Source organism: Sphaerotilus mobilis, from assembly GCF_004216565.1.
GTDB lineage: Bacteria > Pseudomonadota > Gammaproteobacteria > Burkholderiales > Burkholderiaceae_C > Sphaerotilus > Sphaerotilus mobilis.
In genome coordinates, this window is sequence record NZ_SGWV01000012.1 from 194,641 (window position 1) to 221,340 (window position 26,700).

The following is a 26,700-nucleotide window of genomic DNA, read 5'->3' on the forward strand; positions in this document are numbered from 1 at the left end:
ATGTGCCCGTCGAGATTCAGGGGGTCAGTTCGAGGGCCTGTCGCCAACGATCGGCGATCTGTTCGATCGAATAGTCATTCATGGCCAACGCCCTGGCATGTTGGACATCCAGGGAGCGGCGCTCGGCCTGGTCCAGATAGCCACCGAGTGCAAAGTCCCAGTCGTCCAGCACGCTGCAGGCGCGAAACGGGGTGTAGCTCGGAATGTTGTCTGCCAGCGTGTTGAGTCCGTGCAACGAGGCGCTCAGCAATCGGTTCGCGGTCTTGCAGGTGGTGAACGGATTGCGCTGGATCGGGATCACTGCGGCTGAGTGAAGCGAGAGCGCCTCGGAAAAGGTCCTCGAGGACCACGGGAGATAGAACGTGGGCAACGGCCAGCCTGCCGTGACTTCCGCATGGCGTGATGCGCTGTTGCTGATGACCGTCAGGGACAACGGCTTGCGGGCATGGGCGCTCTTCAGTGCCGACGCGATGGACGAGAGGTCGCCCATGCCGCCCTCGACGCCCGAACTGCCTTGATTGCCGAACCAGACCAGGCGCCTTGCGCGATCGATGCCGGTCCGGCTCATCCAGCGCCGCAGACGGATCATCTGCCACTGCTCCTTGGGGTGTCTCCACCGGACGGACCAGTGAGGAGCGGACGGTGACTCCGCCGCGTCAGGGACGACCACGATGTCCCTGGCCGAGGTTTCGGCGCGGACCACGTCGCCGAGCGACTCCGAGGCCGCGATCACGAGATCCACGGCGTTGCACGCCTGGACGAGGTCATCGCGACGGCGCGCCAGGTGTCCTGTCGGGTCGTCGCTGAACCAGAAGTGGTTGTCGCAGAGGTCCAGGACCAGTCGGGTGCCGGCACGTTGGCGCAGGTCGCACGCGGTCGCCAGGCTGCGGGCGTCGTAGCGCTTGGACAGCACCAGGCAAGCGGGGGGACTGGCCTTCGAGTCGAACAAGCCGACATCCAGGCCACGGCTGGTCAGGCTCTCGATGACCTGCCGACAACGCAGCCGATAGCTGGCGATGCGATCCTGGGTGGTGTGCGGCCACCACGCCGTGTGTGTCACGACGTCTTCCCGTCGTTCGGAAGAGGGCGCGCCCAGAACTCCATGCGACCGCTCTGGTGCGTCACGCCCAGAAGCCAGCCCAGCCAGCGGCGGGCCTTGCGCATGACTCGGCTGCTGTTGAACCATCGCAGCATGGCCAGACGGCGTTTTGAATGAGCGTCGATCAACTTGTATTCGACAGTTCTCAGTAGATTCAATTCGTTGGTTTGCCAGCGTGTCTTGATTAATTCCCAACCGCCTTGGGCAAGAACCGCCTTGAGCGTCTCTTGGTTATAGTGATACAAGTGCGCAGGCAGATGCAAGGCATACCAGTAGGTGCCGAAGATGCGACGATCGAATGCGTCAAAGTCGGGTACGGCGCCGACCAAGTAGCCATCGTCCTTGATCCATCCACGAAGTTTCCGAAGTGCGGCGATCGGCTCATGCAGATGTTCGAGGACCATCCATGCCGCAATCAGGTCGGGCCGCATCTGTGGTTCACTGGCGCCCTCGATACTCGAGGTCTGCACATGCAGGCCGGTTTCTCGAGCTTGGGCGGCGGCGTGATCAGAAAACTCGATCCCTTCGACCGTCCAGCCTTTTGGCTTCATTTCTCGAAGGTAATTGCCTGATGCACAGCCAACCTCCAGCATATGTCCTGGCAGGATTGCAGGCAGGCGCCGGGTGTCGCGTCCCCAGAAGCGTGTCAACCTGCTGCGCAACCGGTGTCGAAACTTGTCTTTGGGTCGACCCGGCCGTGTGTCGACCGCCAGATAGGGGGCATAGTCAGCTGGGTAGTAGGCGCCGATGGTTGAGGCGGTCGGACGCGGATTGGTCCGGGTCAAGCCGCACTGGCCGCAGCAGACCACGTTGAACCGACCTGGCAAGCCATGGATACGGTCACATCCTGAGAGAACGGCCACGTCAGAGGGAGCACAGCCCAGGGGACAAGGGCGGTCTTCAAGTTCGACGCTCTCTGGAAGGCTTGGCTGTGGTGTCAACATGGCGGCGGCTTGGACTGGAAGTCTGATGAGCATCAGATTATCGACCGCCGCTCCAGCTTGAGGACGGGCAACTTGCGGTGAGCCCAGTTCGCTACAGTAGAGCCCCGGCAATCGAGGGCCTCGGGCACTCCAAGCCAACTTGTCCAGTCGCGAGGTCCACCTTGATTCGAGTGTTCATCGGCTACGACGACCGCGAAGCAGTCGCCTACCACACCTTCTGTCAAAGCATCCTGGAGACCTGCTCCGTGCCAGTGGCCTTCACGCCCTTGGTGCTGTCCTCCTTGCCTGGTTACAAGGAGACTCACGTTGACGGCAGCAATACCTTCATCTACTCACGTTTCCTGACGCCACTGCTCTGCAACTTTGACGGCTGGGCCCTTTTCGCCGACGGCGACATGATCTGCCGTCGCGACCTCGCAGAACTCTGGGCCTTGCGTGACCCGTCGAAAGCGGTCCAGGTCGTCCAGCACGACTACCAGACCAAGGCTTCGATGAAGTACCTGGGCAACAAGAATCAGAACTATCCGCGCAAGAACTGGTCGAGCGTCGTGTTGTGGAACTGTGGTCATGCCAAGCACAGGATCCTGACACCAGAATTCGTGATGCAGCAGACCGGTGCATTTCTGCATCGTTTCAGCTGGCTGTCTGACGACGACATCGGGGCGCTGCCCGTCGAATGGAACTGGTTGACGACCGAGTATCCCGACAACGACGACGCCAAGTTGCTGCACTACACGCTCGGGACGCCGTGCTTCAAGGACTACAAGAACGCCGACATGGCCCCGATCTGGCATGAGGCACGTGAGCGATCCCAGTCGGGCATGGACGTCTGATCGACCCAAAGGCCCCGGCTGCGGAGCGTGACGCCAAGTGATCGATGTCTTCTTCTGCACGAATCGCATCAACCACGCCATCGCGCTGGACGGAGCGATGGCCGGTGTGCGCCGACCGGCCCTGATCCTTCACGAGCCTTGGCGCTTCGGCACCGAACGGCGTCGGCAGGTGCGGTACCTGCGCATAGGCATATGGTCGCTCAGGCTGGTTCAACTGCTGGTCTTGTTGGGCTGGGTCGACACCCTGTGCGTGCCGCACCACCGGTTCAACCGCCGTGTGCTGTGGTGCCTCGAACGGGCGCGCCAGGTGGCCTACCTGGACGACGGCCTCGATACCCATCGTCCGGTGCCGAACAATTTCGACCTTGAACGCATTTCCGGTCGCCCGACGTATTTCACGTTTGATGAGTTCCAGCGCTTGCCTGCTTGGCTGGACCGTTTTGTCATCCAGCGTGGCGTGGCGTTGAAGGCCTTGGCAGACCTGCCACCGACATTGCCGCTGCTGCCCTTGGTTGGTATCCGCCATGTCTTCGTCGAGTCGCCGGGATTGGCACCCGCACGATGGATCCGTGACCTGCGTCTCGTCCCTGAAGAGGTGCTGGTGGTGCGGCATCCGGTGGTCGCCAAGCGATCAGCGATACCCGACGGTTGCCGCGTCGTGGAAGGCCAACACCACAACCTCGAGGCAAGCCTGATGTCGCCAAGCACAGGCATCGACGTCTACTTTGGCGAAACCCTCGCCCTCGTGTTCGCCGCCTACGTCGGGTTGCCCCGCGAGGTTCGCGTCTGGGCGCAACTGCGCCCACCTGCGCGTGATCGTCTCCCTGGATTGTGTTGGGACCATGCCAGCCCCTGGGGAGATGACCTGCTGATGCTGTCCAACGACCCCCCTGCTGCGACGACGACCGGTTGAGGCCGTCAGCCTTCAGCCGTTCTGGGCTCGGGACAGGCGGGCCCAGGCCATCAACCCCCTCAGACGCCACGTCCGCCGATCCCGCATCCCCAGCCGCAGGCGCATGTCCAGCAGCTGGCGCGCGGTCTTCAGGCGACCGACGCGGATCAGCTGGCGGCACAGGTCATGCACGTCCAGGCCGCGGGCCATGTTGTCGGGTAGACGGGCGATCAGGCGGTCAAGCTCGCCGGGCGTCATGACGCGGTCCATGTTGAACAGGCCGTGGAAACCGAAGGTCGGCCCGGTTGGTGCGACGCGTTCGTGGGCGAAGCGGCTGGCCAGTTCGACGGGCGCGAAGCGGATGGCGTGCTCGCGTTCGAGGCGCTCGCGGTTCTCGTGGCAAATGCAGAGGTCTTCCGGGTGGCTGATCGCCAGGGTCGGGTCCTGCATGGCCTGCATCAGCTTCTTCGAGCGCAGCGAGAAGCCACCGTTGCCGACCGAGCGGTGGGTTGGTTCGCCTCGCAGTGGGGCGCCCAGGTAGTCGAACTCCAGGAAGCGGGGGTCCCAGGCGCTGGCGTCGAGCACGTAGCCGTCCCACTGGACGACCAGTACGTGCGAGGTGCGCACATGGGCATCGAGGCCGCGCAGCATGAAGCGCGAATAGGCAGGCACGCTGTCGATGACAAGGTCGATGCGCTCGATGCCTTCTGGCACCGTGCCGGTCCATCCGGCATCGGTGAACAGGATGCTGCGGCCGAAGTCGACCTGGGCGAGGCAACGTTGCAGGGCCTCGATCGCGAGTTCCGGCAGGCGGGTATCGACGCAGGCGAGGGTGACGTCGGGCAGGTTCAGGCGCATGGTGGCGTCGGGCTCAGCGCGTCGGCGCCAGGGTGCGCAGGTAGAGGGCGACGCAGGCTTCGGCACAGGCGGTCCAGCTGAAGCTCTTGGCACGTTGGCGCAAGGCGGTGCGATGTGCGGGATGCTCGGCACGGCGCAGACCCGCGTCGACCACCGAGCGCATCGTCGCGGGCGCGAAGTCATCGAAGTAGTCGGCGACGTCGCCACCCACCTCGGGCAGAGAAGTCAGCCGCGACAGGAAGACCGGTACGCCGAAGTGCATGGCCTCGATCGGCGGCAGGCCAAAGCCTTCGGTGAAGGACGGGAACAGGAAGCCCCGGGCATGGGCATAGAGCCAGGCCTTCGCGCCTTCGTCGAGGTCGAGCCGGATCGTCACGTTGTGCAGACCACGTTGTGTGACCTGCTGGCGCACTTCGGCCGTGTAGGGACTGGTGGCGCCAGCCAGCACGAAGGCCTGGTCGGGCCAGCTGGCGGCAAGGTCCAGCAGCGACTGGATGTTCTTGCTCGGCGCCATGCGGCTGATGTGCAGCAAGTATCCTGATGCTGGATCGATGCCGTCGACCGCCTGCTGTGCCACGCCGGTCAGGTCGGTGGCGCCGTTGTGGATGACGACCGGCGCGTGTGGCAGCGGCCCCAATTCGCGCTGGATGTCGGCGGCGACATGGTGGGTGATGGCGATGACCGCGTCTCGCGACAGCAGTCTCAGGCGAGTGCGGGCGCGGTAGCGTTCGATCTTGGCGGCCGACTTGGTGTGCAGGAAGTTCAGGTCGTGCACGGTCTCGACATGGCGCTGGGTGCCCAGCGGTGCACGCAGGCGGTTGTGCTGGTGCAGCGTGTGCCACAGCGCAAAGCGCACCGGCCGGACATGCAGCCAGCGCTGCGTCGTGTGGGTGGCGAGATAGCCGACCTGGTCGCCGAAGACGCCATGCCAGCGCGCCGGCAGGTGGAAGCTCAGCTGCAGGCCGTGCTGGCCTCGCAGCTCATGGGCGCGAGCGGCCAGGGCGAGTCCAAGTTGGCGCGAGAACTCGCCCAGGCCGTCGTGCCAGTGATCGATCCGGCCGAGGCTCAGGCCGATGTGGCGGATCGCCGAGGGCGCGCTCATCGGGTCAGGCGATCTTCGGCCAGGGCCATGACCGCGTTGACCGTCGGCCACTCGGGCCAGCACCGCGCGATGGTGACGTCCGGTCCCCACGGCGCCCATTGCTCGGGCTTGGTCGGACCCAGCACACTGAGCACCGGCGCACCGACAGCTGCGGCCAGGTGGGCCGGTCCGGTGTCATTGCTGACCACCAGAGAGGCGCGCCGAAGCAGGCCGCCGTAAACACCCAGCTTGACGCCGGCCAGCAGCTTCACGCCTGGGTGTTCGCCCGTGATGATCGTGTCTTCGCCCGGACCGGGACAGGCCACCACGTCGCGCCCGGTCTGCAACAGGGCCTGCGTGAATGCGGCGAAAGCAGGCCAGGTCTTGTCCTGTTTCTCGAACTGGCCACCGGCGAAGGGGCAGATCACGACGAAGCCGGGTCGAACGCCGGCAGCTTCGAGCCGGGCATCGGCTTCAGCCTGGTCTGCTGGGCGGGTCTTCAGCGCGATCCGCTCGGGTGGCGGCGCGTCGATGCTCAGGAAGCGGCAAGCCAGCTCCCAGTAGCTGGTCAGTGCATGGCCGCCGTAGGTGATGGGCTCACTGCGCTTGAGCAGGAAACCGCGGGCTTCCTGTGCATAGCCGACGGCCTTCAGACCGGCCAGACGCATTTCGAGCGCGCCCGAGAAGGACGTTGGGAAGACAACGGCGTTCTCGCGCCGGTCGAAAGCCTGATCGATCGCCACGGCAGACCGGCGCAGCTCACGCAGTTGACGCACCCGCTCGCCCAGCGGTCCGGGGCGCACGTGGACAGGCCATCCCTGCCCTGCCAGAAGGGCAGGTGCCCAGCCTTTGCCGACCAGCGTCGGTGCGTAACCGTGGGCTTCCAGCAGTTGCAGGGAGGGCACGCCGAGGATCACGTCGCCGACCCAGTTGCGCAAACGGATGATCAGGGGGCGGGCGGTCATGGGCGGCGTGCGGGCGCTCGTGGGCGCCTGTTGGGCGTGATCGGCAGACTCGGCAAGACGGCTCTGGAGCCGCCCGTGAAGGCGGCGGATTATCGCCGTGGCCGGGCGTCGGTCGTCCGCTTCGGCACGCCCTGGCGGGGGCACCCGCCGCGCATGAGCCTTCCCCCGCCAGAGGGGCCCTCGGGGGAATGCCAGATCCTGCAGGCTTTCCTAAGGTACCCCCTGTGGCGGCCCTCCCGCCACAGGCGCCGCAGCCGTCTGCGGACGTCGCCGCCCCGACCCCAAGGGCTCGGGTGCGGCGGCAACTCGAAGGGGTAAACCTATGTCCAGCTTGTTCAAGTTCCTGATCGCCGCGCTGCTTTCCTTGGGCGCCAGCCTGTGCATGGCCGCCGTTGATCTCAACAAGGGCACGCAGTCCGAACTGGAGTCCGTCAAGGGCATCGGTCCGGCCATGTCGGGCCGCATCCTTGATGAACGCAAGAAGGGCACGTTCAAGGACTGGGACGACTTCATGGCCCGGGTCAAGGGCGTGAAGACGGCCAGCGCGACGCGCTTCTCGGCGGCAGGCCTGACGGTCAATGGCGCGGCGTTTGGTGGCACGCCGGCCAAGGAGAAGGCCGATCCGGCCGCAAAGGTCGACAAGACCGCCAAGAAGTGATCGCGCCGAGGGGGGCAGGCTGTGTGCGCAGCCGGGTCACGTTGCGGGCCGGTCGTGCCCCCGGGCCGCGAACGGGTCTGCTCGTGCCGCGCCGGGGTGGGGTGGCCAACTGGAGCGCCGTGGCCGGGCTCGATGTCGTTGCAGTGATGGCCGCGCTCAGCCCGGTCGACGATCCGCAGCGGCCTCGGCTGACGCCGGAGCTGATCCGAGGCCGCTGGCCCTGGCGGCATCCCCACCCTTGGGGCGAGGCGAGTGCCAGCCGAAGAAGGCGATGACTTCCGTGCGGCGGGCTTCGGTGTCGGCCCGCCCCAGCGCCATCAGCGCCCGGGTGTAGGCCGACTCGAACAGCAGGTAGCTCGACAAGGCGCCGCCATGGGCCGGAACGCCGTGGGCAGCCGACAGGGCGGCCACGCTGGCGGCCGGCTGGCCGGTCGCCACCAGGCGCCGCGCATGGCGGCCGTTCACGCCGACGCCGCGCAGCAGCGTACGCACCGCCGTCGGAAGGGCATCGACGTGCTGGGCGGCCAGGTCATCGAGGCGCTGGCTGGGCGAGATCACCAGCGCCTCGATGGGGCGCAGCGGTGTGCGGGCCCGGGCTTCGGGCGGCAGCAGGGCCAGCGTGCTGTTGATGCGCTGGAGTCGTTCGACATCCACCGCCAGCGCATCCAGGAAGATGTTCGACAGGGCATGGCCGGCGATCTGGGCGACGCTGGGGTAGTCGTCGCTGCCCCGACGTTGGCCGGGCGGCTCGGTCATGCGGCCGGCACCGACGATCAGCACACGTTCGGCGCCCAGGTGCACGGCCGGCGAGATCGGTGCGGCCTGGCGCATCGAGCCGTCGCCGAACCACTCGCTGTCGCCGCCGATCGGCAACTGGATGGCGGGGAAGACAAACGGTATCGCTGATGAGGCCAGCAGGTGCTGGGTGTTCAGCGTGGTCCGCACGGCGATGCGCTGCGAGCGGGTCCACGGCGACAGGTCCTGGTCGGCGTCGGCTTCGTAGAAGGTGACGTGCTGGCCGGTGCTGTAGCTCGATGCGGTGACGGCCAGCGCCCGAAGGTGACCTTGCGCCATCAGCATCGGCAGACGTTCGAAGGGCACCAGGCGGTGCAGCAGCGATTGCAGCGGGCTGTTGTCGAGCAGCGATTTCGGGCTCATGCGCCGCCAGCGGGTGAGCGCCCAGCCGAAGGACATCATCGTGAGCCAGGGCGCGCCAGCACGGATCATCGACAGCGAGTCGGCCCGGTAGACCTGCCCGGCATGCACGTTGCGCCACAGGTCGGCGATCTCGCCGACGGCGTCGGCGAAGTCGTCGCTGCGACAGGCGAGCGCTGCCGCGTTGATGGCACCGGCCGATGTGCCGGTGATGACCTGGAAGGGGTTGCGCGGCGGCGCCTGGCAGTCGCGGGCGATGCGCATCACCGCCTCGAGCACGCCGACCTGATAGGCGGCGCGGGCACCGCCGCCGGTCAGCAGCAGGCCGGTCACCGGGGGGACGGGGGCGGGCAGCTCGACGGCGGCGTTCATGCCGCCAGTCTAGTCACCGCCCGGGGCCAGGCAAGTCAGTCGTGCCCGCGACCGTGACCGTTGCCGCGCCGGTCGTCATCGCGACGGTTGTCGCGGCGATCGTCCCAGCGCTCGTCGCGTCGTTCATCGCGCCGGTCATCGCGGCGATCGTCGCGCCGACCGTCCCGGTAGCTGACGCGGTCGTCTCGGTAGCGTCCCTGTCCGCGATGCACGTGGTCCTGATACCAGCGCTCGCGCACGAAGTAGACCGGCACGCCGCAGGCGTTGTAGCGGCTGCAATGGCGCCGCCAGTCGCGTCGATGGCCCGGTGGCACCCAGAGGTAGACGGGCTCGGGCTCGGCCACGATCACCCGGGGCGCCTCGATGACGACCGGGCGCTGCACCACCACCTGCGGCGGGGGGTAGCGGCCGATGTCGACCCGGCCGTAGACGCCGGGCTGGCTGATCTCGACCGACACGCCGACATCGATGTTTGCCGCCTGGCTTGCACCCGCCACACCGGCCAGGGTCAGGGCCATCACCACGGTCCGGGCCAGGCCTCGGGCACTCAGTTTCCAACGTTGCATCTGTCTCTCCAGAGGCCACCAGCGGGCCTCGACACCACAACGTGGCAGTTTCCGGGGGCGATGACCTCAGAGCGTTTCAGCCTGTATCCCGTGGGGTGTCCGGATGCGAGTCTGGTCGATTCGGGGCGATCGATCCCGCGTGGGCCCCCTTGAACCAGGGGGGGGGTGAGGTCAGGCGGGCGCCTCGTCGCCGTAGACCAATCGGGCCTGCCCGTGGCTGGCGCTGGCGCAGGCCTTCAAGGCCTCGTCGCTGGGGAAGAAGCGGGCGTCGTCGCCAAGGTCGATCTCGGCGCAGGCGCTGTCACGTTCGATCACCAGGCGGATCGGCAGGCCCTGCACCAGCTCGCCGTGTTCGGTCTCGATGCGGCGCGCCGGGTGATCGCGCAGCCATTGTTCGACCGGCGGGACGCTGCCATTGACCGGCACGCGCAGGTAGCGGCCATGGCGGCAGCGGGCCGTGGGCAGGTCCCAGATCTGCTGGGCGTTGAAGCGCACGCCGCCGGTGAAGCGGTCGTTCTGGACCCGGCCCTGGATCAGCAGCAGCTCGTCGTCCTTGACGCGGTCCAGGTTGGCGTTGAGCAGTTCCTCGGCCACGACCGTCTCGACCGCGCCGCTGCCGTCCTCAAGCTGGAAGATCGCCGCCTTGCCGCGCTGGCCGTTGACCACCCGCAGACCGCTGACGATGCCGGCGAGCATCTGCGGCTCGCGGCTCTCGGGCACATCGGCGATCGGGCGGCGCACGAACTGGCGCACCTCGGCCTCGACCTGGTCGAACAGGTGGCCTGACAGGAAGTAGCCGATCGCGACCTTCTCGTGGCCCAGCCGGGTGCGCACGTCCCAGGTCTCGGCGGCGACGTAGTCGGGCTCCTGGGTGGAACTGCCGTGGCTGTCGCCGTCGTCGCCGAACATGTCGAACAGGCCGCCTTGGTTGGCGTGTGCGACCTGGTTGTCGGCGTAGTCGAAGGCCAGGCCGATGCTGCCCAGCAGCTCGGCGCGACCGTCCAGGCCCTTGGGATGCAGGCGGTCGAAGGCGCCGGCCTTGACCAGCGCCTCGACCACGCGCTTGTTGATGCTCTTGCGGTCGACGCGGGCGGCGAAGTCGAAGATCGAGCGGAACGGCCCGCCTTCGTCGCGCGCCCGGATGATGGCCTCGATGGCACCCTGGCCGGTGCCCTTGACGGCGCCCAGGCCGTAGCGGATGCGCTGCTTGCCTTCGGCGCCAGGGGCCGGCTCGAAGCGGTAGACGCCCAGGTTGACGTCGGGCGGGTCGAAGGTGACGCCGAACTTGGCGGCGTCGTCGCGCAGGACCCGCAGCTTGTCGGTGTCGTCCAGCTCGATGGTCATGTTGGCCGCGAAGAACTCGGCCGTGTGGTGCACCTTGATCCAGGCCGTGTGATAGGCCAGCAGCGAGTAGGCGGCGGCGTGCGACTTGTTGAAGCCGTAGCCGGCGAACTTCTCCATCAGGTCGAAGACCTCGTCGGCCTTGGTCTCGCTGATGTCGTTCTTGGCGGCGCCCTCGCGGAAGATCTTGCGGTGGGCGGCCATCTCCTCGGCCTTCTTCTTGCCCATCGCCCGGCGCAGCATGTCGGCGCCGCCGAGGCTGTAGCCGCCCAGCACCTGGGCGGTCTGCATCACCTGCTCCTGATAGACCATGATCCCGTAGGTCTCGGACAGCACCCACTCGACCAGCGGGTGTGGGTACTCGACCGGCTCGCGGCCGTGCTTGCGGGCCACGAAGCTGGGGATCAGGTCCATCGGACCGGGGCGGTAGAGCGCGTTGAGCGCGATCAGGTCTTCCAGCCGGCTCGGCTTGGCGTCGCGCAGCATGCGCTGCATGCCGCCGGATTCGAACTGGAACACCGCCTCGGTCAGACCGTCGGAGAAGAGCTTGTAGACCCGCGCGTCATCGAGCGGGATGGTCTCGAAGGCGAAGTCCTTGCGGTTCGGGTGGCGCGCGACGATGAAGTCCTTGGCCAGCTCCAGGATGGTCAGCGTGGCCAGGCCCAGGAAGTCGAACTTGACCAGGCCGATCGCCTCGACGTCGTCCTTGTCGTACTGGCTGACCGCCGAGTCGCTGCCTGGCTGCTGGTAGAGTGGACAGAAGTCGGTGATCTTGCCCGGCGCGATCAGCACGCCACCGGCATGCATGCCGATGTTGCGCACCATGCCTTCGACCCGCGTGGCAAGGGTCAGCAGTTCCTTGACCTCTTCCTCCGCCTCCTCGCGCTGGTTCAGCTCGGGGGCTTCCTGACGGGCGTAGATGACCTTGTCGTCGGGCTTCTCCGGCACATGGGCCAGCGTCACCGTCTTGCCCGGCGGGGCCGGGATCAGCTTGGCGATCGAGTCGACCTGGCCGTAGCCCATGCCCAGCACACGGCCGATGTCGCGCAGCGCGGCCTTGGCGGCCATGGTGCCGAAGGTGGCGATCTGGCTGACCGCCTGGCGGCCGTAGCGGTCCTTGACGTAGTCGATGACCCGGTCGCGGTTGCCTTGGCAGAAGTCGATGTCGAAGTCGGGCATCGACACCCGCTCGGGGTTCAGGAAGCGCTCGAACAGCAGGTTGTAGTGCAGGGGGTCCAGGTCGGTGATCGACAGCGCGTAGGCGACCAGCGAGCCTGCACCCGAGCCCCGGCCCGGTCCGACCGGGCAGCCGTTGGCCTTGGCCCAGCGGATGAAGTCCGAGACGATCAGGAAATAGCCCGGGAAGCCCATCTTCAGGATGGTCGTCAGCTCGAACTCCAGCCGCTCGACGTAGCGCGGCCGTTCGGCATCGCGCCGGGCGACGTCCGGGAACAACAGCTGGAGGCGTTCTTCCAGGCCCTCGAAGGAGAGCTGGCGGAAGTAGTCGGCCATCGGCATCGACGTGCCGTCGGCCAGCGTCGGCGTCGGGAAGTCGGGCAGCTGCGGCTTGCCCAGCACCAGCGTCAGGCTGCAGCGGCGGGCGATCTCCAGGGTGTTGGCAAGGGCGCTCGGGATGTCTACAAACAGGGCGCTCATGTCGGCCGCTGGCTTGAACCACTGCTCGCGGCCAAAGCGCTTGACCCGCTTGGCGTTGCCCAGCGTCTCGCCCTCGGCGACGCAGACCCGCGCCTCGTGGGCGTCGAAGTCGTCGGGTTCGAGGTACTGGATCGGGTGGGTCGCCACCACCGGCAGACCCAGCTTGGCGGCCAGCGGCACGCTGGCGCGCACGACGGTCTCATGGCCGGGCAGACCGGCGCGCTGCAGTTCCAGGTAGAAGCGCTGCGGGAACAGCCCGGCCAGGCGCTCGGCCAGCTCGGCGGCGCGCACCAGGTCGCCCTGCGTCAGGGCCAGGCCGATGGCGCCGAGCGGACCGCCCGACAGCGCGATCAGGCCGTCGCCCAGTTCGGCCAGCCATTCCCACTTGACCCAGGCCTGGGTGCGCTGGACGTTGGTGACCCAGGCGCGCGACAGGATCTCGCACAGGTTCAGATAGCCCTGCCGGTTCTGGCACAGCAGCAGCAGGCGGCTGGCGGGGCGTTGTTCACCGGCGGCGGCGGGGCCGTCCGGCTCCAGCCAGATGTCGGCGCCGATGATCGGCTTGACGCCCTTCTTGCGGGCCGCGTTGTAGAACTTGATCGCGCCGAACAGGTTGGCCAGGTCGGTGATCGCCAGCGCCGGCTGGCCGTCCCGGGCCGCCGCCGCGACCCCGTCGTCGACCCGCAAGGTGCCGTCGACGACGGAGTATTCGGTGTGGGTGCGCAGGTGGACGAAGCTCATCGGCGGGATTGTAGGGAGGGCCCTTTTTACAATCCGGCCGGTGAACACGCCCATCCTGAACCTCTCCGCCTACAAGTTCGTCACCCTCGCCGACGCCGCCGAATGGCGCGGCGCCCTGCAGGGCCAGGCGGTCGCCTGCCGCCTCAAGGGCACGGTGCTGCTGGCCGAGGAGGGCATCAACCTCTTCGTGGCCGGACCGGAAGCCGGCGCGCGCGCCTTTGTCGACTACCTGCGCGCCGACCCGCGGCTGGCCGATCTGGCGCCCAAGGAAAGCTGGAGCGCAGCCACCCCGTTCCGCCACATGCGGGTCAAGGTCAAGCGGGAAATCATCCGCATGAACCAGCCGGCGATCCGGCCGGAAGCCGGACGGGCCCCCAGCGTCACGCCGCAGGATCTGGCGCGCTGGCTGGCCCAGGGTCATGACGATGCCGGCCGACCGGTCGTCACGCTCGACACCCGCAACGCCTTCGAGGTCGACGCCGGGGCCTTCGACGGTGCGATCGACTGGCGCCTGTCCAAGTTCAGCGAGTTCCCCGCTGCCGTCGCGGCGCACCGCGATGAGCTGGTCGGCAAGACCATCGTGAGCTACTGCACCGGCGGCATCCGCTGCGAGAAGGCGGCGATCGTGCTGCAGCAGGCCGGGCTCGATGCGGTCTACCAGCTCGAAGGCGGCATCCTCAAGTACTTCGAGCAGACCGACGGCGCGCCGGGCTGGCGTGGCCACTGTTTCGTGTTCGACGAGCGCGAGACGCTCGGTGCGCGGCTGGAGCCTCTGCCGGTCAGCCCGGCCGCCTGATCCGGGCCCGGCTCACGCGGGGATGGCTCATGCGGGGATGGCCTGCCAGCCCTGCCAGGCCATGTGCGCCAGCCCGGCGGCCAGGCCCAGCAACATCAGCGCGATGCCGGCGTCCAGGGCCCGCCAGGCCTGCGGGCGCTGGAACCACGGCGCGAGCTTGCCGGCGGCCCAGGCCAGCGTGGTGAACCAGAGCGCGCTGGCGCTCATCGCGCCACCGGCGAAGACCCAGTTGGCGCCGGGCCCTTGCGCCTGCAGCTGCGCATGCGCCAGCGAGCCGATCAGCACGGTCGTGTCCAGCCAGGCGTGGGGGTTGAGCCAGCTGAAGGCGGCGGCCTGCAGCACGATGCGCCGGCGGCTGACCGGGATGGCCGAGCCGGTCGACGCATCGATGGCCGTCGCATCGACCGGCCGCCAGGCCCGCCGCGCCGCCGCGATACCGTGGCTGGCCAGGAAGACCACGCCGACGGCGGTCAGTGCCGGCACCAGCCACGGCAGGCCGCCGGAGACCCAGCTCAGGCCGGCCACGCCCAGGGCAATCAGCACGATGTCGGTCAAGGCACAAACCAGCACCACCGAGCCGACCCATTCGCGGCGCAGACCCTGCCGCAGCACGAAGGCGTTCTGCGCGCCGATGGCGACGATCAGGCCCCAGCTGGTGGCCATGCCGAGCAGAAAGGTGGGAGCGTTCCAGGTGTCCATGGGGGGAAAGGCTAGGGCTGCGGTTCACTGAAGTACAGCTAAACTTTCTAACGATCCATTAGCTGAACTACGGAACCCGCCATGCTCGACCTCCAAGCCCTGCGCGCCCTGGCCACCGTGTTGCGCGAAGGCAGTTTCGAACGCGCCGCCCGGCAAATGCACGTGACCCCGTCGGCGGTCTCCCAACGCATCCGCGCGCTGGAGGAAAAACTCGGTTGTGTGCTGCTGGTGCGGACCTCGCCGGTGACGGCGACCGAGGAAGGCGCGCGGCTCTACCTGCACTTCCTGCAGATCGAGGTGCTCGAGTCTGACCTCGCGCGTGACCTGCAACCGCTGGGCGACGCCGCCTCCAAGCGCGGCCGCAGCATCCGCGTGGCCGTCAATGCCGACAGCCTTGCCACCTGGATCATCCCGGCGCTGGCCGACTTCCATGCCCGCAGCGGCGACACCGTCGCGCTGCACGTCGACGATCAGGACCACACGCGCGAATGGCTGCGCTCGGGCACGGTGTTCGCGGCCGTCACGGCCTCGGCCGAACCGGTGGCGGGCTGTCGCGTCGACCCGCTGGGCAGCATGCGCTATCACGCACTGGCCAGCCCGGCCTTCCAGCAACGCCACTTCCAGGGCCGCGACCTGCAGGCCGCTTTCGCCGAAGCGCCGATGCTGGTCTACAACCAGAAGGACCAGCTCCAGCACCGCTTCCTGCGCGAGCTGCTGGGCGACGTGGACCCGCACCCGCCGGTCTGGTGGCTGCCGTCCACCCACGCCTTCATGGACGCCGCCCGCGCCGGCCTGGGCTGGGGCCTGCACCCGCTGCCGCTGGTCGTCGATGACATCGCCAGCGGGCGTCTGGTGGACCTGAGCCCGGGCCACAGCATCGACGTGCCGCTGTACTGGCAGAGCTGGCGGCTCGACTCCGAGACCGTGCACACGCTGCGCGCCTGCATGCTGCGCGCGGCGGAGGGCACGCTGCAGCAGTGAGGGCGGGGCGGATCGGCCCGGGCGCTGTCAACCCGGTTCGGGTTGGGCTGCTGCCGACAGCCACCGGACCCCAGCCTGCTTCACCGCTCCCCTCACCACCGCTTCTGCGTCAGCTCCTCGCCCAGCTCGAGGTAGATCCGGTAACGACTCGCCGCGATCGCGCCGCGGTCGACGGCGGCGCGGACGGCGCAGCCCGGTTCATGGTCGTGGCTGCAGTTGGTGAAACGGCAGTCGGCCTGGAAGGGCAGCAGGTCGGGCATCCAGCGGGCGAGTTCGGCGCGCTCGATGTGGCGGATGCCGAATTCCTGGAAGCCGGGCGAGTCGATCAGCGCGGCCTGCCGGGCCTCGTCCAGCCAGTACCAGCGGGTGTGGGTGGTCGTGTGGCGGCCGGAGTTCAAGGCCGTTGAAATCTCGCCGGTGGCGGCCGAGGCGCCCGGCACCAGCAGGTTGACCAGCGTGCTCTTGCCGGTGCCGGACGGGCCCAGGACCAGCGTCGAGCCGGTCCCCAGTCGCGGGCCCAGCAGCGCGCGGGCTTCCTCGCGGCGGGTCTTGAGCGCCACTTCCAGCACCTCGTAGCCCATCGCCTTGTAGGGCGCCAGGCGTTCGCGGGCGAAGGCGGCGGGGCCGTCCAGGTCGATCTTGTTGAGCAAGATGACGACCTCGATGCGCGCCTCCTCGGCGGCGATCAGCGCCCGGCTCAGCTGGCTCTCGCTGAAGACCGGCTCGGCGGCGACCAGCACCAGAAGGCGGTCGAGGTTGGCGGCGAAGGACTTGGTCTTCCACTCGTCTTGCCGGTAGAGCAGGTTGCGGCGCGGCTCGATGGCCTCGATCACACCCTCGTCGCCGCGCGCGTCGGTGACTTGCCAGCGCACCCGGTCGCCGACCACCAACTGGCTCTTCTTGCCGCGCGGATGGCCCTTGATCTCGCGCCCTTCAGGCGTCTCCAGCAGGTAGTGGCGACCGTGGCCGGCGACCACCAGCGCGACGTCGAGTTCCTGGTGGCGGCTCACGCGGCTTGCGCCTGTGCGTGCATGGCCGCCAGTCGCTCGCTGGCCGGCGGGTGCGAGTAGTGCACCTTGACGTAGATCGGATCGGGCGTGAGCGTGGCCGCGTTGTCCTCGTAGAGCTTGAGCAGCGCGCCTGACAGGTGCTGTGCCGGGGCCTGCGAGCAGGCATAGGCATCGGCCTCGAACTCCTGCCGGCGCGAGACCGTGGCGGTCAGCGGGCTGACGAAGAAGCCGAACACCGGGCCGACCATCATCAGCAGCACCAGCGCCAGGCCGTGGTTGGGCGCCATCAGGTCAGGCATCACGCCCAGGCCGGCGTAGAAGGCCTGCTGGTTCATCAGCCAGCCCAGCAGGGCCAGGCTCAGCAGCCACACGCCCATCACGCTCACCAGCCGCTTGGGCACATGGCGATGGTGGAAGTGGCCCAGCTCATGGGCCAGCACGGCCTCGATCTCGTCGGCCGACAGGCGTTCGAGCAGGGTGTCGAAGAACACCACCCGCTTGCTCGATCCGAAGCCGGTGAAGTAGGCGTTGGCATGGGCTGAACGCTTGCTGCCGTCCATCACGTAGAAGCCCTGGGCCTTGAAGCCGCAGCGCTGCATCAGGGCCTGCACCCGCTCGGCCAGCACGGTGTCGGTCAGCGGCTGGAACTTGTTGAACAGCGGCGCGATCACGGTCGGGTAGAGCACCTGCATGACCAGCGTGAACACGGCCAGCACGCCGAAGGCCCACAGCCACCAGGCCGAGCCGGCGCGGCCCATCAGCGTCAGCAACAGGGCCAGCAGCGGCACGGCGATGGCGAAGCCCACCAGGCCGCCGATCAGTTGGTCCCGCAGCCACAGGCCCAGGGTCATGCGGTTGAAGCCGAAGCGCTGCTCGATGCGGAAGGTGCGCCAGAGGTCGAAGGGCAGGTCCAGCAGCGAGCCGATCAGCGTCACCGCGACGATCAGGCCGACCTGATAGCCGAGGTCACCGACGATGGGCTGCAGGTGGTTGAGCAGCCAGACGTTGAGGGCATTGAGCCCCCCCAGCAGCGTCCAGCCGAGCAACAGGGCGGCGCTCCAGGCCGTTCCCAGCAGCTCGAAACGTTGGCGTGCGATGGTGTAGTCGGCCGCCTTCTGATGGGCCGCCAGCGTGACGGTGCCAGCAAAGGCTGCGGGCACCGTGGCGCGGTGGCCGGCGACGTGGCGGATCTGCCGGCTGATGAGCCAGAAGCGCACGGCCAGCATCAGCAGCAGGGCACAGACAAAGACGGTGGTGACGAAGGGCGCGGTCATGCATCGATTCTCACCGATCGTTTTCGACCTCCGCTGCACCAAGGTCCGCCGGGGCCTGCGTGTGAGAATTCCCCGCTGAACACATGGAGTTCCCGATGACCGACGTGACCACGAGCCCGCCCAGCCTGCCCCGCCATGACCAGAACCTGATCTGGATAGACATGGAGATGACCGGGCTTGATCCGATGACCGATCGCGTGATCGAGATCGCCGTGGTCGTCACCGATGCGCAGCTGCAGGTGCGTGTCGAAGGCCCGGTGATCGCCGTGCACCAAAGCGACGCCGTGCTCGACGGCATGGACGCCTGGAACCGCGGCACGCATGGCAAGAGCGGCCTGACCGAGCGGGTCAAGGCCTCGACCATCGACGAGGCGGCGGCCGAGGCCCAGGTCATCGAGTTCCTCAAGGGCTATGTCGGCGCGCGCATCTCGCCGATGTGCGGCAACAGCATCTGCCAGGACCGCCGCTTCCTCGCCAACTACATGCCCAAGCTCGAAGCGTTCTTCCACTACCGCAACCTCGACGTGTCGACGCTGAAGGAACTGGGCAAGCGCTGGAAGCCCGAGATCATGGACGGCTTCAAGAAGCACCAGAAGCACACCGCGCTGGCCGACATCCACGAGTCGATCGACGAGTTGCTCTACTACCGCGAGCACCTCCTGAAGATCTGAAGCCGGCCGCTGCTAGCCCCGGCGCGAGTCCGCGACCTTCTGCAGCAGCTCCATCAGGATGGCCCGCTCGCCGGGCGTGAGCACGTCCTGCAGGCTCATCTCCAGCAGCACCGCCTGCTCGCTGCCGCGCTGGGCCAGTTCCGCGCCGTCGTCGGTCAGCAGCACATGCTGCGAGCGGCCGTCGGTGTCGCTGCGCACCCGCGTGATCAGGCCGCGTTCCTGCAGCCGGTCCAGCAGGATGGTCAGCTTGGGGGCGGTGAGCACCAGGCTCTGGGCCAGCTGCTTGGGCGTGACCTGCGTGTTCGAACGCAGCATCTGCAGCAGCGTGTATTCGACCGGGCGCAGGTCCATCGGGTCGCCGACGTGCTGCATGAACAGCGCATGCGTGGCGATCTGCGCCTGCACGACGCGGTAGCCGAGGATGTCGGCCAGGGCGCCTTCGGCGAGGCCGCGTCGGTGGGGGTGGGACTTCTTGGTGGATGGCACGTCGGGTACGTCGTGAAGTGCTGGGGCGGCCATGCCCGGCGCAGCATCCTGCGTCGCCGGTCCGGTCAGCATCGCAACCAGGGCAGGGGCCGCTGCCATTGTTGCAGCCGTGACCAGCGTGCGGACTGGCCGTCCATCAGCCAGGTGCAGCCAAAGCGTGCCAGTTCACGCTTGCGCTGTGCGACGGCGGCGTCCGCGTGGCAGTCGGCCCGGCTGGCGCTGCGCAGCCAGGCCCAGCACAGCAGGGTCCAGCCGACAGCGGCCAGCGCATCGTCGGCCACGGCGAGCACGGCGTCGACGCCTTGGGCGCGGGCCGCCTGCAGGTGGGTGCCGGCATCGACCAGCGCGTCGATCTGACGCTGCAACGCAGCCGCCTCGACGGCCAGGTCGGGCCGATCGGCGGCGCTGGCGACTTCGGCGCGCAGCACCTCGATCAGCGCATCCATGCGGCGCGGCGTGTCCAGCCACTTGCGCATCACCAGGTCGATCGCCTGGATCTCGTTGGTGCCCTCGTAGATCATGGCGATGCGGCTGTCGCGCACGATCTGCTCGATGCCGTATTCGTGCACATAGCCATAACCGCCCAGCACGCCCAGCGCCTCGTCGGCGCCGCGGTGGCCCAGGTCGGTCAGGAAGGCCTTGGCGACCGGCGTCAGCAGGGCGACCAGGTCGCCGGCGCGCTGGCGTCGGTCGGCGTCCGGGTGCTGCTCGGACTCGTCGAGCAACACGCCGATCCAGCCCACCAGCACACGTGCGCCCTCGGTCTGCGCCTGCAGGCCCAGCAAGATGCGGCGCATCGCCGGGTGCCAGGCGATCGGATCGGCGCCGGTCGATGCAGCTGCCTCGTCCGGCCGCGTCGGCGCACGCAGCTGGACCCGCTCGCGGGCATAGGCCAGGGCTTTCTGCGTGGCCGATTCCAGGTGCGCCAGGCCCTGCATGGCCACGTGCAGGCGGGCCGAATTCATCATCAGGAACATCGCGCTCAGGCCGGCACCGGGCTGACCCAGCAGCCAGCCTTCGGCCTGTTCGAAGCGCATCTGGCTGGTGGCGCTGCCGTGGATGCCCATCTTGTGTTCGATGCCGTCGCAATGGGCCGCATTGCGACGACCGTGTCCACCGTGCTCGTCGGGCAACCACTTGGGCACCAGGAACAGGCTCAAGCCGCGGGTGCCGGCCGGTGCGCCGGGCAGCCGGGCCAGCACCAGGTGGACGATGTTGGCGCTCATGTCCTGATCGCCGCCGGAGATGAAGATCTTGTGGCCGGTGATGCGCACCGCCGCGCCATTGGCCAGCTGCTGGCCTTCGGGCGGCGGCTCGACCGGCTCGGCGCGGCTGCGGATCAGGCCCAGGTCCGAGCCGGCTTGCGGCTCGGTCAGGTTCATCGTCGCCAGCCACTCGCCGCTGACGACCTTGGGCAGGTAGCGCGCGCGCAACTCGGGTGTGGCGGTCGCCTTGATCGCCTCGTAGGCGCCGTGCAGCAGGCCCGGGTACATGGTCCAGGCGTGGTTGGCGCCGATCAGCATCTCGAACATCGCCGCGTTCAGCAGCTGCGGCAGGCCCTGTCCGCCGACCTCCGGGTCGCAGGCCAGCGCCGGCCAGCCACCGTCGACGAAGGCCTGCCAGGCGGCGGGATAGCCGTCGGGCGTGCGCACCGTGCCGCCGCCGTCGGCGCTCCAACGGCAGCCCTGCCGGTCGCCTGGGCCGTTGAGCGGCGCGAGCACGTCGGCGGCGAAGCGGCCGGCCTGGGCCAGCACCTCGGCGGCGGTCTCGCCGTCCAGATCGGCGAAGGCGGGCAAGTCGCGCCAGGACGCGGGCGCGTCGATGACGTGTTCGATGACGAAGCGCCAGTCGTCCAGCGGCGGGGTGTAGCGGCTCATCCGGCCGCCTCTGCCGGGTCCGGCTTCTTCTGCGCGCCGAGGTAGGTCTCGATCACGCGCGGGTCGCCGGCCAGTTCGGCGGCCGGGCCTTCAAGGGCGATCGCGCCGGTCTCCAGCACGTAGGCATGGTCGGCCACTTCCAGCGCGGCGCGGGCGTTCTGCTCGATCAGCAGGATGGACACGCCGGTGGCCTTGAGCGTCGAGATGATGCGGAAGATCTCGCGCACGATCAGCGGCGCGAGACCAAGGCTGGGCTCGTCGAGCATCAGCAGCTTCGGGCCGCTCATCAGCGCGCGGCCCACCGCCAGCATCTGGCGCTCGCCGCCCGAGAGCGTGCCGGCGAGCTGCACGCGGCGTTCCTTCAGGCGCGGGAACAGCGTGTAGACCTCGTCGAGCTTGTCGCGCCAGCGGGCGTTGCCCTGACGCATCTGGCGCAGATGCCGATAGGCGCCGAGCACCAGGTTGTCCTCCACCGCCATGGTCGAGAACAGCTCGCGCTTTTCCGGCACCAGCGCCAGACCCATCATCACCCGCTCTTCCAGCGTGATGTGGGCCAGGTCCTCGCCATCGAAGACCACCTTGCCGCGCGAGGGCAGCACGCCCATCAGCGCGTTCAGCGTGGTCGACTTGCCGGCGCCGTTGGGGCCGATGACGGTGACGACCTGACCCGGCGCGATGCGCAGGTTCAGGCCCGAGAGCACCTCGGCGCGGCCGTAGCCGGCGTGGAGGTCCGAGACGGACAACAGCAGTTCGCTCATCGCGGGGACTCCCGGATCTTCAGTGTTCGGTGCCGAGGTAGGCGGCGCGCACGGCAGGGCTTTGCTGCACGTCCTGCGGGGTGCCCTCGATCAGCTTGGTGCCGAACTCCATCACGACGATGCGGTCGGTGAGGTTCATGACGAAGTCCATGTCGTGTTCGACCAGCAGGATGCTCATGCCCTCGGCCTTGAGCTGGCGCAGCACCTCGGCCAGGGCCTGCTTCTCCTTGTGGCGCAGGCCGGCGGCCGGTTCGTCAAGCAGCAGCAGCGCCGGGTCGGTGCACAGCGCGCGGGCGATCTCCATCAGCCGGGCCGGACCGAGGGCGAGGTTGCCCGCCAGCTCGTGCATCTGGCCGGCCATGCCGATGCGGGCGAGCTGTCGTTCGGCCTCGGCGAACAGGCGCTTCTCCTCGTCGCGATCGAGCCGCAGCATGGCCGCGAAGACGCCGTGGCGGCTGCGCAGGTAGCCGCCCAGCGCGACGTTCTCCAGCACCGTCATGTCCGGCAGCATCTTGACGTGCTGGAAGGTGCGCGACATGCCGCGCTCGGCGATCTCGCGCGAGCTCAGGCCGCCGACCGGCTGGCCGCGGAACAGCACCTGCCCGCGTGTCAGGCCCAGCACGCCGGTGATCAGGTTGAAGGTGGTGGACTTGCCCGCGCCGTTTGGCCCGATCAGGCCGATGATCTCGCCGGCCCGGATCGTGAAGCTCACATCGTTGACGGCCACCAGGCCGCCGAACTGCTTGCGCACCGCCTGCACGTCCAGCAGCAGCTCGCCGGCCACGGGCTTGTCGCGCTCGGGCAGGGCCGGGGCGCCGTCCCAGTCGCGCACCCGCTGAGTCGGCGGCATCCAGCGTCCGGCGATCGCGCCGAAGGCCTTGGCCAGACCAGGGAACAGGCCCTGCGGCGCGACCTTGAGCACCACCACCAAGACGATGCCGAAGACGATGATCTCGTAGTTGCCGTTGCCGCCGAAGAGCTTGGGCAGGATCACCTGCAACTGGTCCTCGACCAGCTTGACCACCGCCGCGCCGGTGAAGGCACCCCAGACGTGGCCGACCCCGCCGAGCACCGCCATGAAGAGGTATTCGATGCCCTTGTTCAGGCCGAAGGGCGACGGGTTGACGGTGCGCTGGAAGTGCGCAAACAGCCAGCCCGAGACGGCGGCCAGCACCGCCGCGATCACGAACACCAGCACCTTGTAGCGGTAGGTCGAGATGCCCATGGCCTCGGCCATCGTCGTGCCGCCCTTGAGCGCACGGATGGCCCGGCCGGCGCGCGAGTCCAGCAGGTGGATCACCGCGATCGCCGCCAGCAGCGCCACCAGCCAGATCAGGTAGTAGTAGCTGCGCCCGGAGGCCAGGCTGATGCCGAACAGGTTCATCGCCGGCACGCCCAGGATGCCGTCGTACTTGCCCAGGAACTCCATGTTGGACATGGCGTAGTACAGCGACAGGCCCCAGGCGATGGTCGCCAGCGGCAGGTAGTGGCCGGACATGCGCAGCGTGATCGCCGCCAGCACCAGCGCCACCACCACGGTGAGGGCCACGCCGACCCACAGCGTCAGCCAGGGCGACACGCCATGCGCGGTCGACAGCCAGGCCGAGGTGTAGGCACCCAGGCCGACGAAGGCGGCCTGCCCGAAGGACGTCAGGCCGGACACGCCGGTCAGCAGCACCAGGCCGAGCGAGACGATCGCGTACAGGCCGACATAGTTGAGCTGGGTGATCCAGAACTCGGGCACCGGCAGCACCGGCAGGCTTGCCAGCAGGACGACCAGGGCCAGGAAAAGACGGTTGCGCAAGAGCACCTCATTCCTCCTCGGGGTGCGGATCGCGCAGGCTGCGCCACAGCAGCACCGGCAAGATCGCGGTGAACACGATGACTTCCTTGAACGCGCTGGCCCAGAAGGAGCCAAACGATTCGAGGATGCCGACGCCGAGCGCGCCGACCATCGCCAGCGGGTAGCTCGACAGGCCGGCGAACACGGCGGCGACGAAGCCCTTCAGACCGATCAGGAAGCCGCTGTCGTAGAAGACCGTCGTGGTCGGGCCGATCAGCAAGCCCGAGAGCGCGCCGATGAAGGCCGCCATCGTGAAGCTCAAGCGACCCGCGCCGGTCGACGAGATGCCCATCAGCCGCGCACCCAGCCGGTTGACGGCGGTGGCCCGCAAGGCCTTGCCGCGCAGCGTGCGTTCGAAGAACAGCCACAGCATGACGATCAGAGCGACCGTGACCATGAAGATGATCAGCGTCTGGCCGCTCAGCGTCAGCGCGCCCAGGCTGAAGCGCTCGTCCCAGAAGCTCGGGTTGCGGAAGCCTTCGGCGCCGAAGAACAGCAGGCCCAGGCCGGTCATCGCGAAGTGCACGCCCACCGAGATGATCAGCAGCACCAGCACCGTCGCGTCAGCCAGCGACTCATAGGCCAGCCGGTAGAGCAGACCGCCCATGGGCGTGACGATCGCCAGCGCCAGCAGCGCCTGCACCACCAGCGGGAATTGACGCGGCGCGGCCCAGGCGGCGATCACGGCGATCACCACCGGCCAGGCCAGCGTGACCGCCGCGTTGCGCGCCAGCCGCCCGGCGCCGACATGGTTGCGCCAGCCCTGTGCCGTCTCGATGAGCGCGGTGGCGGCGGCCATCAGCAGCAGCAGCCAGACCGTGCCGGGCGTCTGCCCGAGCTGCAGCATGGCCAGGGTCAGCGCCCCGTAGGCGACGAACTCGCCCTGCGGGATGAAGATCACCCGGGTGACGGCGAACAGCAGCACGGTGGCCATCGCCAGCAGCGCGTACACCGCGCCATTGGTGATGCCGTCCAGCGCCAGGATGCTGGCGATCGTGAAGTCCATGAAGGCTCCGGCGGAGAGAAGACCGGCACGGCGCCCGCCCGGCTGGGCGCTGCGCCGTCACCGGCCGGGTTTATTCGACCTTCCAGTCGCCGTTGACGACCTTGAGGATCACGCCGGTCTCGGTCGTGAAGCCCCAATGGTTGTCCTTGGTGTAGTTCAGCACGCCGTGGGAGACCACCGTGCGGCCCATCGACTCGATGGCCTCGCGCAGCGCGGCGCGGAACTCCTTGCTGCCGGGCTTGCCCTTCTTCAGCGCCACCGGCACGACCTTCTGCAGCACCAGCGCGGCGTCGTAGGCATGGCCGGCGAACTGGTTGCGGCTGCCCGCGCCGTAGGCCTTCTCGTACTGGGTGATGAAGTCCTGCGCGATCTTCTTGGACGGGTGGCTGTCGCTGAGCTGGTCGGCGACGACGGCCGGGCCGGAGACGACGAAGGCGCCTTCGACGTCCTTGCCGCCCACGCGCATCAGGTCACGGCTGGCGGCCGCGTGGGTCTGGTAGATCTTGCCCTTGTAGCCGCGCTCGACGACCGCCTTGTGCGGCATCGCCGCGCCCGAGCCCGAGGCCACGATCAGGATCGCGTCCGGGTTGGCGCTGACCAGCTTGAGCGCCTGGCCGGTGACGGAGGTGTCGGCCCGCGCGAAGCGCTCGACCGCGACGAACTTGATCGGCAGGCCCATGGCGGTGGCCTCGGCCTGGAAGTCCTTGAGCCAGCCTTCGCCGTAGGCGTCGGTGTAGCCCAGGAAGCCGACCGTCTTGATGCCCTGCTTGTTCATGTGCTGCAGCACCGCATGCGACATCACCGCGTTGGACTGCGGCAGGCGGAAGGCCCAGCTGTCCTTGCCGGCCTGCAACGCGGCGGGCGACATCATCATCTGCACGGTGCCGGATTCGGCCACCGTGTCGGCCATGGCGATGGCGGCCGGCGTCGCGACCGAGCCGACCACCAGGTCGACCTTGTCCTCGCTGACGAAGCGCTTGGCGTTCTGCACCGCCTTGGTCGGGTCGCCAGCGTCATCGAGGATGACCACATTGAGCTTCTCGCCGGCGATGCTCGTCGGCCAGAGCTTGACGCCGTTCTGGACCGGCAGGCCCAGGCCGCTGGCCGGGCCGGTCAGCGGCAGGCTCACGCCGATGTTGATGTCGGCCTGGGCGGTGCCGGCCAGCACCATCAGCGCGGCGGCGGCGATCTGTTTGATGACGTTTGTCATGTTGTCTCCAGCAAGGTGGCGGCAATGTGCCGTGGTTGACGGGCGGGTGTCCATCGGTAGTTGTCCGACCGGTCGGTCAAAAGTGTTTGTGGCCGGTCGACGGGGAACAGGGGGTGTGGGCGGGCTTCAGCGTTGCGCCATGCGCAAGGCGCCGTCCAGCCGGATCACCTCGCCGTTGAGGTGGCCGTTCTCGACGATGTGGCAGGCCAGCGCCGCAAATTCGTCCGGCTGGCCCAGGCGCTTGGGAAAGGGGATGGATGCGGCCAGCGACTGCTGCACCGGCTCGGGCAGTTCGTTCATCAGCGGCGTGGCGAACAGGCCCGGCGCGATCGTGCTGACCCGGATGCCCCACTGCGCCAGATCCCGCGCCAGCGGCAGCGTCAGGCCGACCACGCCGCCCTTGGACGCGGCATAAGCCTCCTGTCCGACCTGGCCGTCGTAGGCCGCGACCGAGGCGGTGTTGACGATCACGCCGCGTTCGCCGTCGGCGGTGACGGGCGCCAGCGCCGCGATGCGGGCGGCGGCCAGCCGGGTCATGTTGTAGGTGCCGATCAGGTTGATGCGCACGACCCGCTCGAAGTCCTCCAGCGGCGCGGGCGAGCCGTCGCGCTGGATGACACGCTTGGCGCTGCCGATGCCGGCGATGTTCATCAACAGGCGCGGCGCGCCCAGCGTGGCCTGCACGGCATCGAGCGCGGCCGTCACGCTGGCGCTGTCGGTGATGTCGCAGCGGCAGGCCAGCGCGGTCCCGGCGCCATGCCGGTCGTTGATCGCGGCGGCGCCGGCCTGCGCGCCGGCCTCGTTGACGTCGAGCAACGCCACCTTCGCGCCGCGTGCGGCCAGGGCCTGCGCGACCGCCGCGCCCAGCCCGGAGCCGGCGCCGGTGACCAGCGCCACCTGTGCTTCGATCTTCATGGGGTTGTCCTCT

Annotated in this window: 24 protein-coding genes; 6 read left to right on the forward strand and 18 right to left on the reverse strand. The window is 68.4% G+C overall.

Going from position 1 to position 26,700, the window contains the following annotated elements; all coding sequences use genetic code 11:
- Positions 1-16: 16 nt before the first annotated feature.
- Entirely contained in the window at positions 17-1,060 is a 1,044-nt protein-coding gene (locus EV685_RS18655) for a glycosyltransferase family protein (RefSeq protein ID WP_130483562.1), read from the reverse strand.
- Positions 1,057-2,043 carry a class I SAM-dependent methyltransferase gene (locus EV685_RS18660; protein ID WP_165396864.1) on the reverse strand — a complete coding sequence of 329 codons (987 nt, stop codon included), beginning with the start codon at positions 2,041-2,043 and terminating at the stop codon, positions 1,057-1,059. Before EV685_RS18660 ends, EV685_RS18655 begins: the two co-directional genes overlap by 4 nt.
- 170 nt (positions 2,044-2,213) lie before the next feature.
- On the opposite strand from EV685_RS18660, the gene EV685_RS18665 reads away from it, so the two are divergent.
- Both EV685_RS18665 and EV685_RS18670 read left to right on the forward strand, forming a co-directional pair.
- Complete coding sequence (locus EV685_RS18665) at positions 2,214-2,876, forward strand: glycosyltransferase (protein ID WP_242615677.1); 663 nt, start codon at positions 2,214-2,216, stop codon at positions 2,874-2,876.
- A 37-nt stretch (positions 2,877-2,913) separates the two neighbouring features.
- Entirely contained in the window at positions 2,914-3,789 is an 876-nt protein-coding gene (locus EV685_RS18670; protein ID WP_130483565.1) for a hypothetical protein, read from the forward strand.
- Between the two features lie 12 nt (positions 3,790-3,801).
- Here the strand turns inward: EV685_RS18670 and EV685_RS18675 are convergent, their stop codons facing one another.
- From EV685_RS18675 to EV685_RS18685, 3 genes are read right to left on the reverse strand one after another with little or no spacing between them, the layout of a single operon-like run.
- A complete protein-coding gene (locus EV685_RS18675; protein WP_130483566.1) occupies positions 3,802-4,626 on the reverse strand; it encodes a DUF5672 family protein in 825 nt (274 codons plus the stop codon).
- Positions 4,627-4,639: 13 nt separating this feature from the next.
- Positions 4,640-5,728 (reverse strand): glycosyltransferase family 4 protein, encoded by a 1,089-nt coding sequence (locus EV685_RS18680; protein ID WP_130483567.1) that lies wholly within the window; start codon positions 5,726-5,728, stop codon positions 4,640-4,642.
- On the reverse strand, positions 5,725-6,672 hold the full coding sequence (locus EV685_RS18685) for a glycosyltransferase family 9 protein (protein ID WP_130483568.1): 948 nt from the start codon (positions 6,670-6,672) through the stop codon (positions 5,725-5,727). The genes EV685_RS18680 and EV685_RS18685 overlap by 4 nt, the downstream gene beginning before the upstream one ends.
- 322 nt (positions 6,673-6,994) lie before the next feature.
- Here EV685_RS18685 and EV685_RS18690 point away from each other — a divergent pair, with 322 nt between their 5' ends.
- A complete protein-coding gene (locus EV685_RS18690; protein ID WP_242615669.1) occupies positions 6,995-7,330 on the forward strand; it encodes a ComEA family DNA-binding protein in 336 nt (111 codons plus the stop codon).
- 156 nt (positions 7,331-7,486) lie between these two features.
- On the opposite strand, the gene EV685_RS18695 is transcribed toward EV685_RS18690, so the two are convergent.
- From EV685_RS18695 to dnaE, 3 genes are all read right to left on the reverse strand, one after another.
- Positions 7,487-8,857, reverse strand: coding sequence for a patatin-like phospholipase family protein (locus tag EV685_RS18695; protein WP_130483569.1), 1,371 nt, complete (start codon positions 8,855-8,857; stop codon positions 7,487-7,489).
- A 35-nt stretch (positions 8,858-8,892) separates the two neighbouring features.
- Positions 8,893-9,423 (reverse strand): hypothetical protein, encoded by a 531-nt coding sequence (locus tag EV685_RS20835; protein WP_207224872.1) that lies wholly within the window; start codon positions 9,421-9,423, stop codon positions 8,893-8,895.
- Positions 9,424-9,594: 171 nt separating this feature from the next.
- On the reverse strand, positions 9,595-13,161 hold the full coding sequence (dnaE, locus tag EV685_RS18705) for a DNA polymerase III subunit alpha (RefSeq protein WP_130483570.1): 3,567 nt from the start codon (positions 13,159-13,161) through the stop codon (positions 9,595-9,597).
- A gap of 40 nt (positions 13,162-13,201) precedes the next feature.
- Here dnaE and EV685_RS18710 point away from each other — a divergent pair, with 40 nt between their 5' ends.
- A complete protein-coding gene (locus EV685_RS18710; RefSeq protein ID WP_130483571.1) occupies positions 13,202-13,957 on the forward strand; it encodes a sulfurtransferase in 756 nt (251 codons plus the stop codon).
- A gap of 27 nt (positions 13,958-13,984) precedes the next feature.
- On the opposite strand, the gene EV685_RS18715 is transcribed toward EV685_RS18710, so the two are convergent.
- On the reverse strand, positions 13,985-14,656 hold the full coding sequence (locus tag EV685_RS18715) for a LysE/ArgO family amino acid transporter (RefSeq protein ID WP_130483572.1): 672 nt from the start codon (positions 14,654-14,656) through the stop codon (positions 13,985-13,987).
- Between the two features lie 81 nt (positions 14,657-14,737).
- Between EV685_RS18715 and EV685_RS18720 the strand changes: the two genes are divergently transcribed.
- Positions 14,738-15,637 (forward strand): LysR family transcriptional regulator ArgP, encoded by a 900-nt coding sequence (locus tag EV685_RS18720; protein WP_130483573.1) that lies wholly within the window; start codon positions 14,738-14,740, stop codon positions 15,635-15,637.
- 92 nt (positions 15,638-15,729) lie between these two features.
- Here EV685_RS18720 and rsgA read toward each other — a convergent pair whose 3' ends face one another.
- Positions 15,730-16,647, reverse strand: coding sequence for a ribosome small subunit-dependent GTPase A (rsgA, locus tag EV685_RS18725; protein WP_130483574.1), 918 nt, complete (start codon positions 16,645-16,647; stop codon positions 15,730-15,732).
- Positions 16,644-17,921 (reverse strand): M48 family metallopeptidase, encoded by a 1,278-nt coding sequence (locus tag EV685_RS18730; RefSeq protein ID WP_130483575.1) that lies wholly within the window; start codon positions 17,919-17,921, stop codon positions 16,644-16,646. The genes rsgA and EV685_RS18730 overlap by 4 nt, the downstream gene beginning before the upstream one ends.
- 95 nt (positions 17,922-18,016) lie before the next feature.
- Here EV685_RS18730 and orn point away from each other — a divergent pair, with 95 nt between their 5' ends.
- The gene (gene orn / locus EV685_RS18735) at positions 18,017-18,592 is read left to right on the forward strand and encodes an oligoribonuclease (protein WP_130483576.1); all 576 of its coding nucleotides are present in this window, start codon (positions 18,017-18,019) and stop codon (positions 18,590-18,592) included.
- 12 nt (positions 18,593-18,604) lie between these two features.
- Here orn and EV685_RS18740 read toward each other — a convergent pair whose 3' ends face one another.
- The 7 genes from EV685_RS18740 to EV685_RS18770 all read right to left on the reverse strand — a co-directional run bounded on the left by EV685_RS18740 (position 18,605) and on the right by EV685_RS18770 (position 26,687).
- Complete coding sequence (locus tag EV685_RS18740) at positions 18,605-19,078, reverse strand: MarR family winged helix-turn-helix transcriptional regulator (protein WP_242615670.1); 474 nt, start codon at positions 19,076-19,078, stop codon at positions 18,605-18,607.
- A 65-nt stretch (positions 19,079-19,143) separates the two neighbouring features.
- Positions 19,144-20,955, reverse strand: a complete 1,812-nt coding sequence (locus tag EV685_RS18745) for an acyl-CoA dehydrogenase family protein (RefSeq protein WP_130483577.1) — start codon at positions 20,953-20,955, stop codon at positions 19,144-19,146.
- Entirely contained in the window at positions 20,952-21,713 is a 762-nt protein-coding gene (locus EV685_RS18750; protein ID WP_130483578.1) for an ABC transporter ATP-binding protein, read from the reverse strand. The genes EV685_RS18745 and EV685_RS18750 overlap by 4 nt, the downstream gene beginning before the upstream one ends.
- Before the next feature lie 19 nt (positions 21,714-21,732).
- Positions 21,733-23,523, reverse strand: a complete 1,791-nt coding sequence (locus EV685_RS18755) for a branched-chain amino acid ABC transporter ATP-binding protein/permease (protein ID WP_130483579.1) — start codon at positions 23,521-23,523, stop codon at positions 21,733-21,735.
- Between the two features lies 1 nt (position 23,524).
- Positions 23,525-24,562: a branched-chain amino acid ABC transporter permease gene (locus EV685_RS18760; protein WP_130483580.1), complete on the reverse strand. Its 1,038-nt coding sequence runs from the start codon at positions 24,560-24,562 to the stop codon at positions 23,525-23,527.
- A 70-nt stretch (positions 24,563-24,632) separates the two neighbouring features.
- Positions 24,633-25,772 carry an ABC transporter substrate-binding protein gene (locus EV685_RS18765; RefSeq protein ID WP_130483581.1) on the reverse strand — a complete coding sequence of 380 codons (1,140 nt, stop codon included), beginning with the start codon at positions 25,770-25,772 and terminating at the stop codon, positions 24,633-24,635.
- Positions 25,773-25,898: 126 nt separating this feature from the next.
- Complete coding sequence (locus EV685_RS18770) at positions 25,899-26,687, reverse strand: SDR family NAD(P)-dependent oxidoreductase (RefSeq protein WP_130483582.1); 789 nt, start codon at positions 26,685-26,687, stop codon at positions 25,899-25,901.
- Positions 26,688-26,700 lie beyond the last annotated feature (13 nt).

Coding starts and splice junctions, on each gene's coding strand:
- EV685_RS18660 (WP_165396864.1), bottom strand. CDS start 2,043: ATGTTGACACCACAGCCAAGCCTTCCAGAGAGCGTCGAACTTGAAGAC.
- EV685_RS18675 (WP_130483566.1), bottom strand. CDS start 4,626: ATGCGCCTGAACCTGCCCGACGTCACCCTCGCCTGCGTCGATACCCGC.
- EV685_RS18680 (WP_130483567.1), bottom strand. CDS start 5,728: ATGAGCGCGCCCTCGGCGATCCGCCACATCGGCCTGAGCCTCGGCCGG.
- EV685_RS18685 (WP_130483568.1), bottom strand. CDS start 6,672: ATGACCGCCCGCCCCCTGATCATCCGTTTGCGCAACTGGGTCGGCGAC.
- EV685_RS18690 (WP_242615669.1), top strand. CDS start 6,995: ATGTCCAGCTTGTTCAAGTTCCTGATCGCCGCGCTGCTTTCCTTGGGC.
- EV685_RS18695 (WP_130483569.1), bottom strand. CDS start 8,857: ATGAACGCCGCCGTCGAGCTGCCCGCCCCCGTCCCCCCGGTGACCGGC.
- EV685_RS20835 (WP_207224872.1), bottom strand. CDS start 9,423: ATGCAACGTTGGAAACTGAGTGCCCGAGGCCTGGCCCGGACCGTGGTG.
- dnaE (WP_130483570.1), bottom strand. CDS start 13,161: ATGAGCTTCGTCCACCTGCGCACCCACACCGAATACTCCGTCGTCGAC.
- EV685_RS18715 (WP_130483572.1), bottom strand. CDS start 14,656: ATGGACACCTGGAACGCTCCCACCTTTCTGCTCGGCATGGCCACCAGC.
- EV685_RS18720 (WP_130483573.1), top strand. CDS start 14,738: ATGCTCGACCTCCAAGCCCTGCGCGCCCTGGCCACCGTGTTGCGCGAA.
- EV685_RS18730 (WP_130483575.1), bottom strand. CDS start 17,921: ATGACCGCGCCCTTCGTCACCACCGTCTTTGTCTGTGCCCTGCTGCTG.
- orn (WP_130483576.1), top strand. CDS start 18,017: ATGACCGACGTGACCACGAGCCCGCCCAGCCTGCCCCGCCATGACCAG.
- EV685_RS18745 (WP_130483577.1), bottom strand. CDS start 20,955: ATGAGCCGCTACACCCCGCCGCTGGACGACTGGCGCTTCGTCATCGAA.
- EV685_RS18750 (WP_130483578.1), bottom strand. CDS start 21,713: ATGAGCGAACTGCTGTTGTCCGTCTCGGACCTCCACGCCGGCTACGGC.
- EV685_RS18760 (WP_130483580.1), bottom strand. CDS start 24,562: ATGGACTTCACGATCGCCAGCATCCTGGCGCTGGACGGCATCACCAAT.
- EV685_RS18765 (WP_130483581.1), bottom strand. CDS start 25,772: ATGACAAACGTCATCAAACAGATCGCCGCCGCCGCGCTGATGGTGCTG.
- EV685_RS18770 (WP_130483582.1), bottom strand. CDS start 26,687: ATGAAGATCGAAGCACAGGTGGCGCTGGTCACCGGCGCCGGCTCCGGG.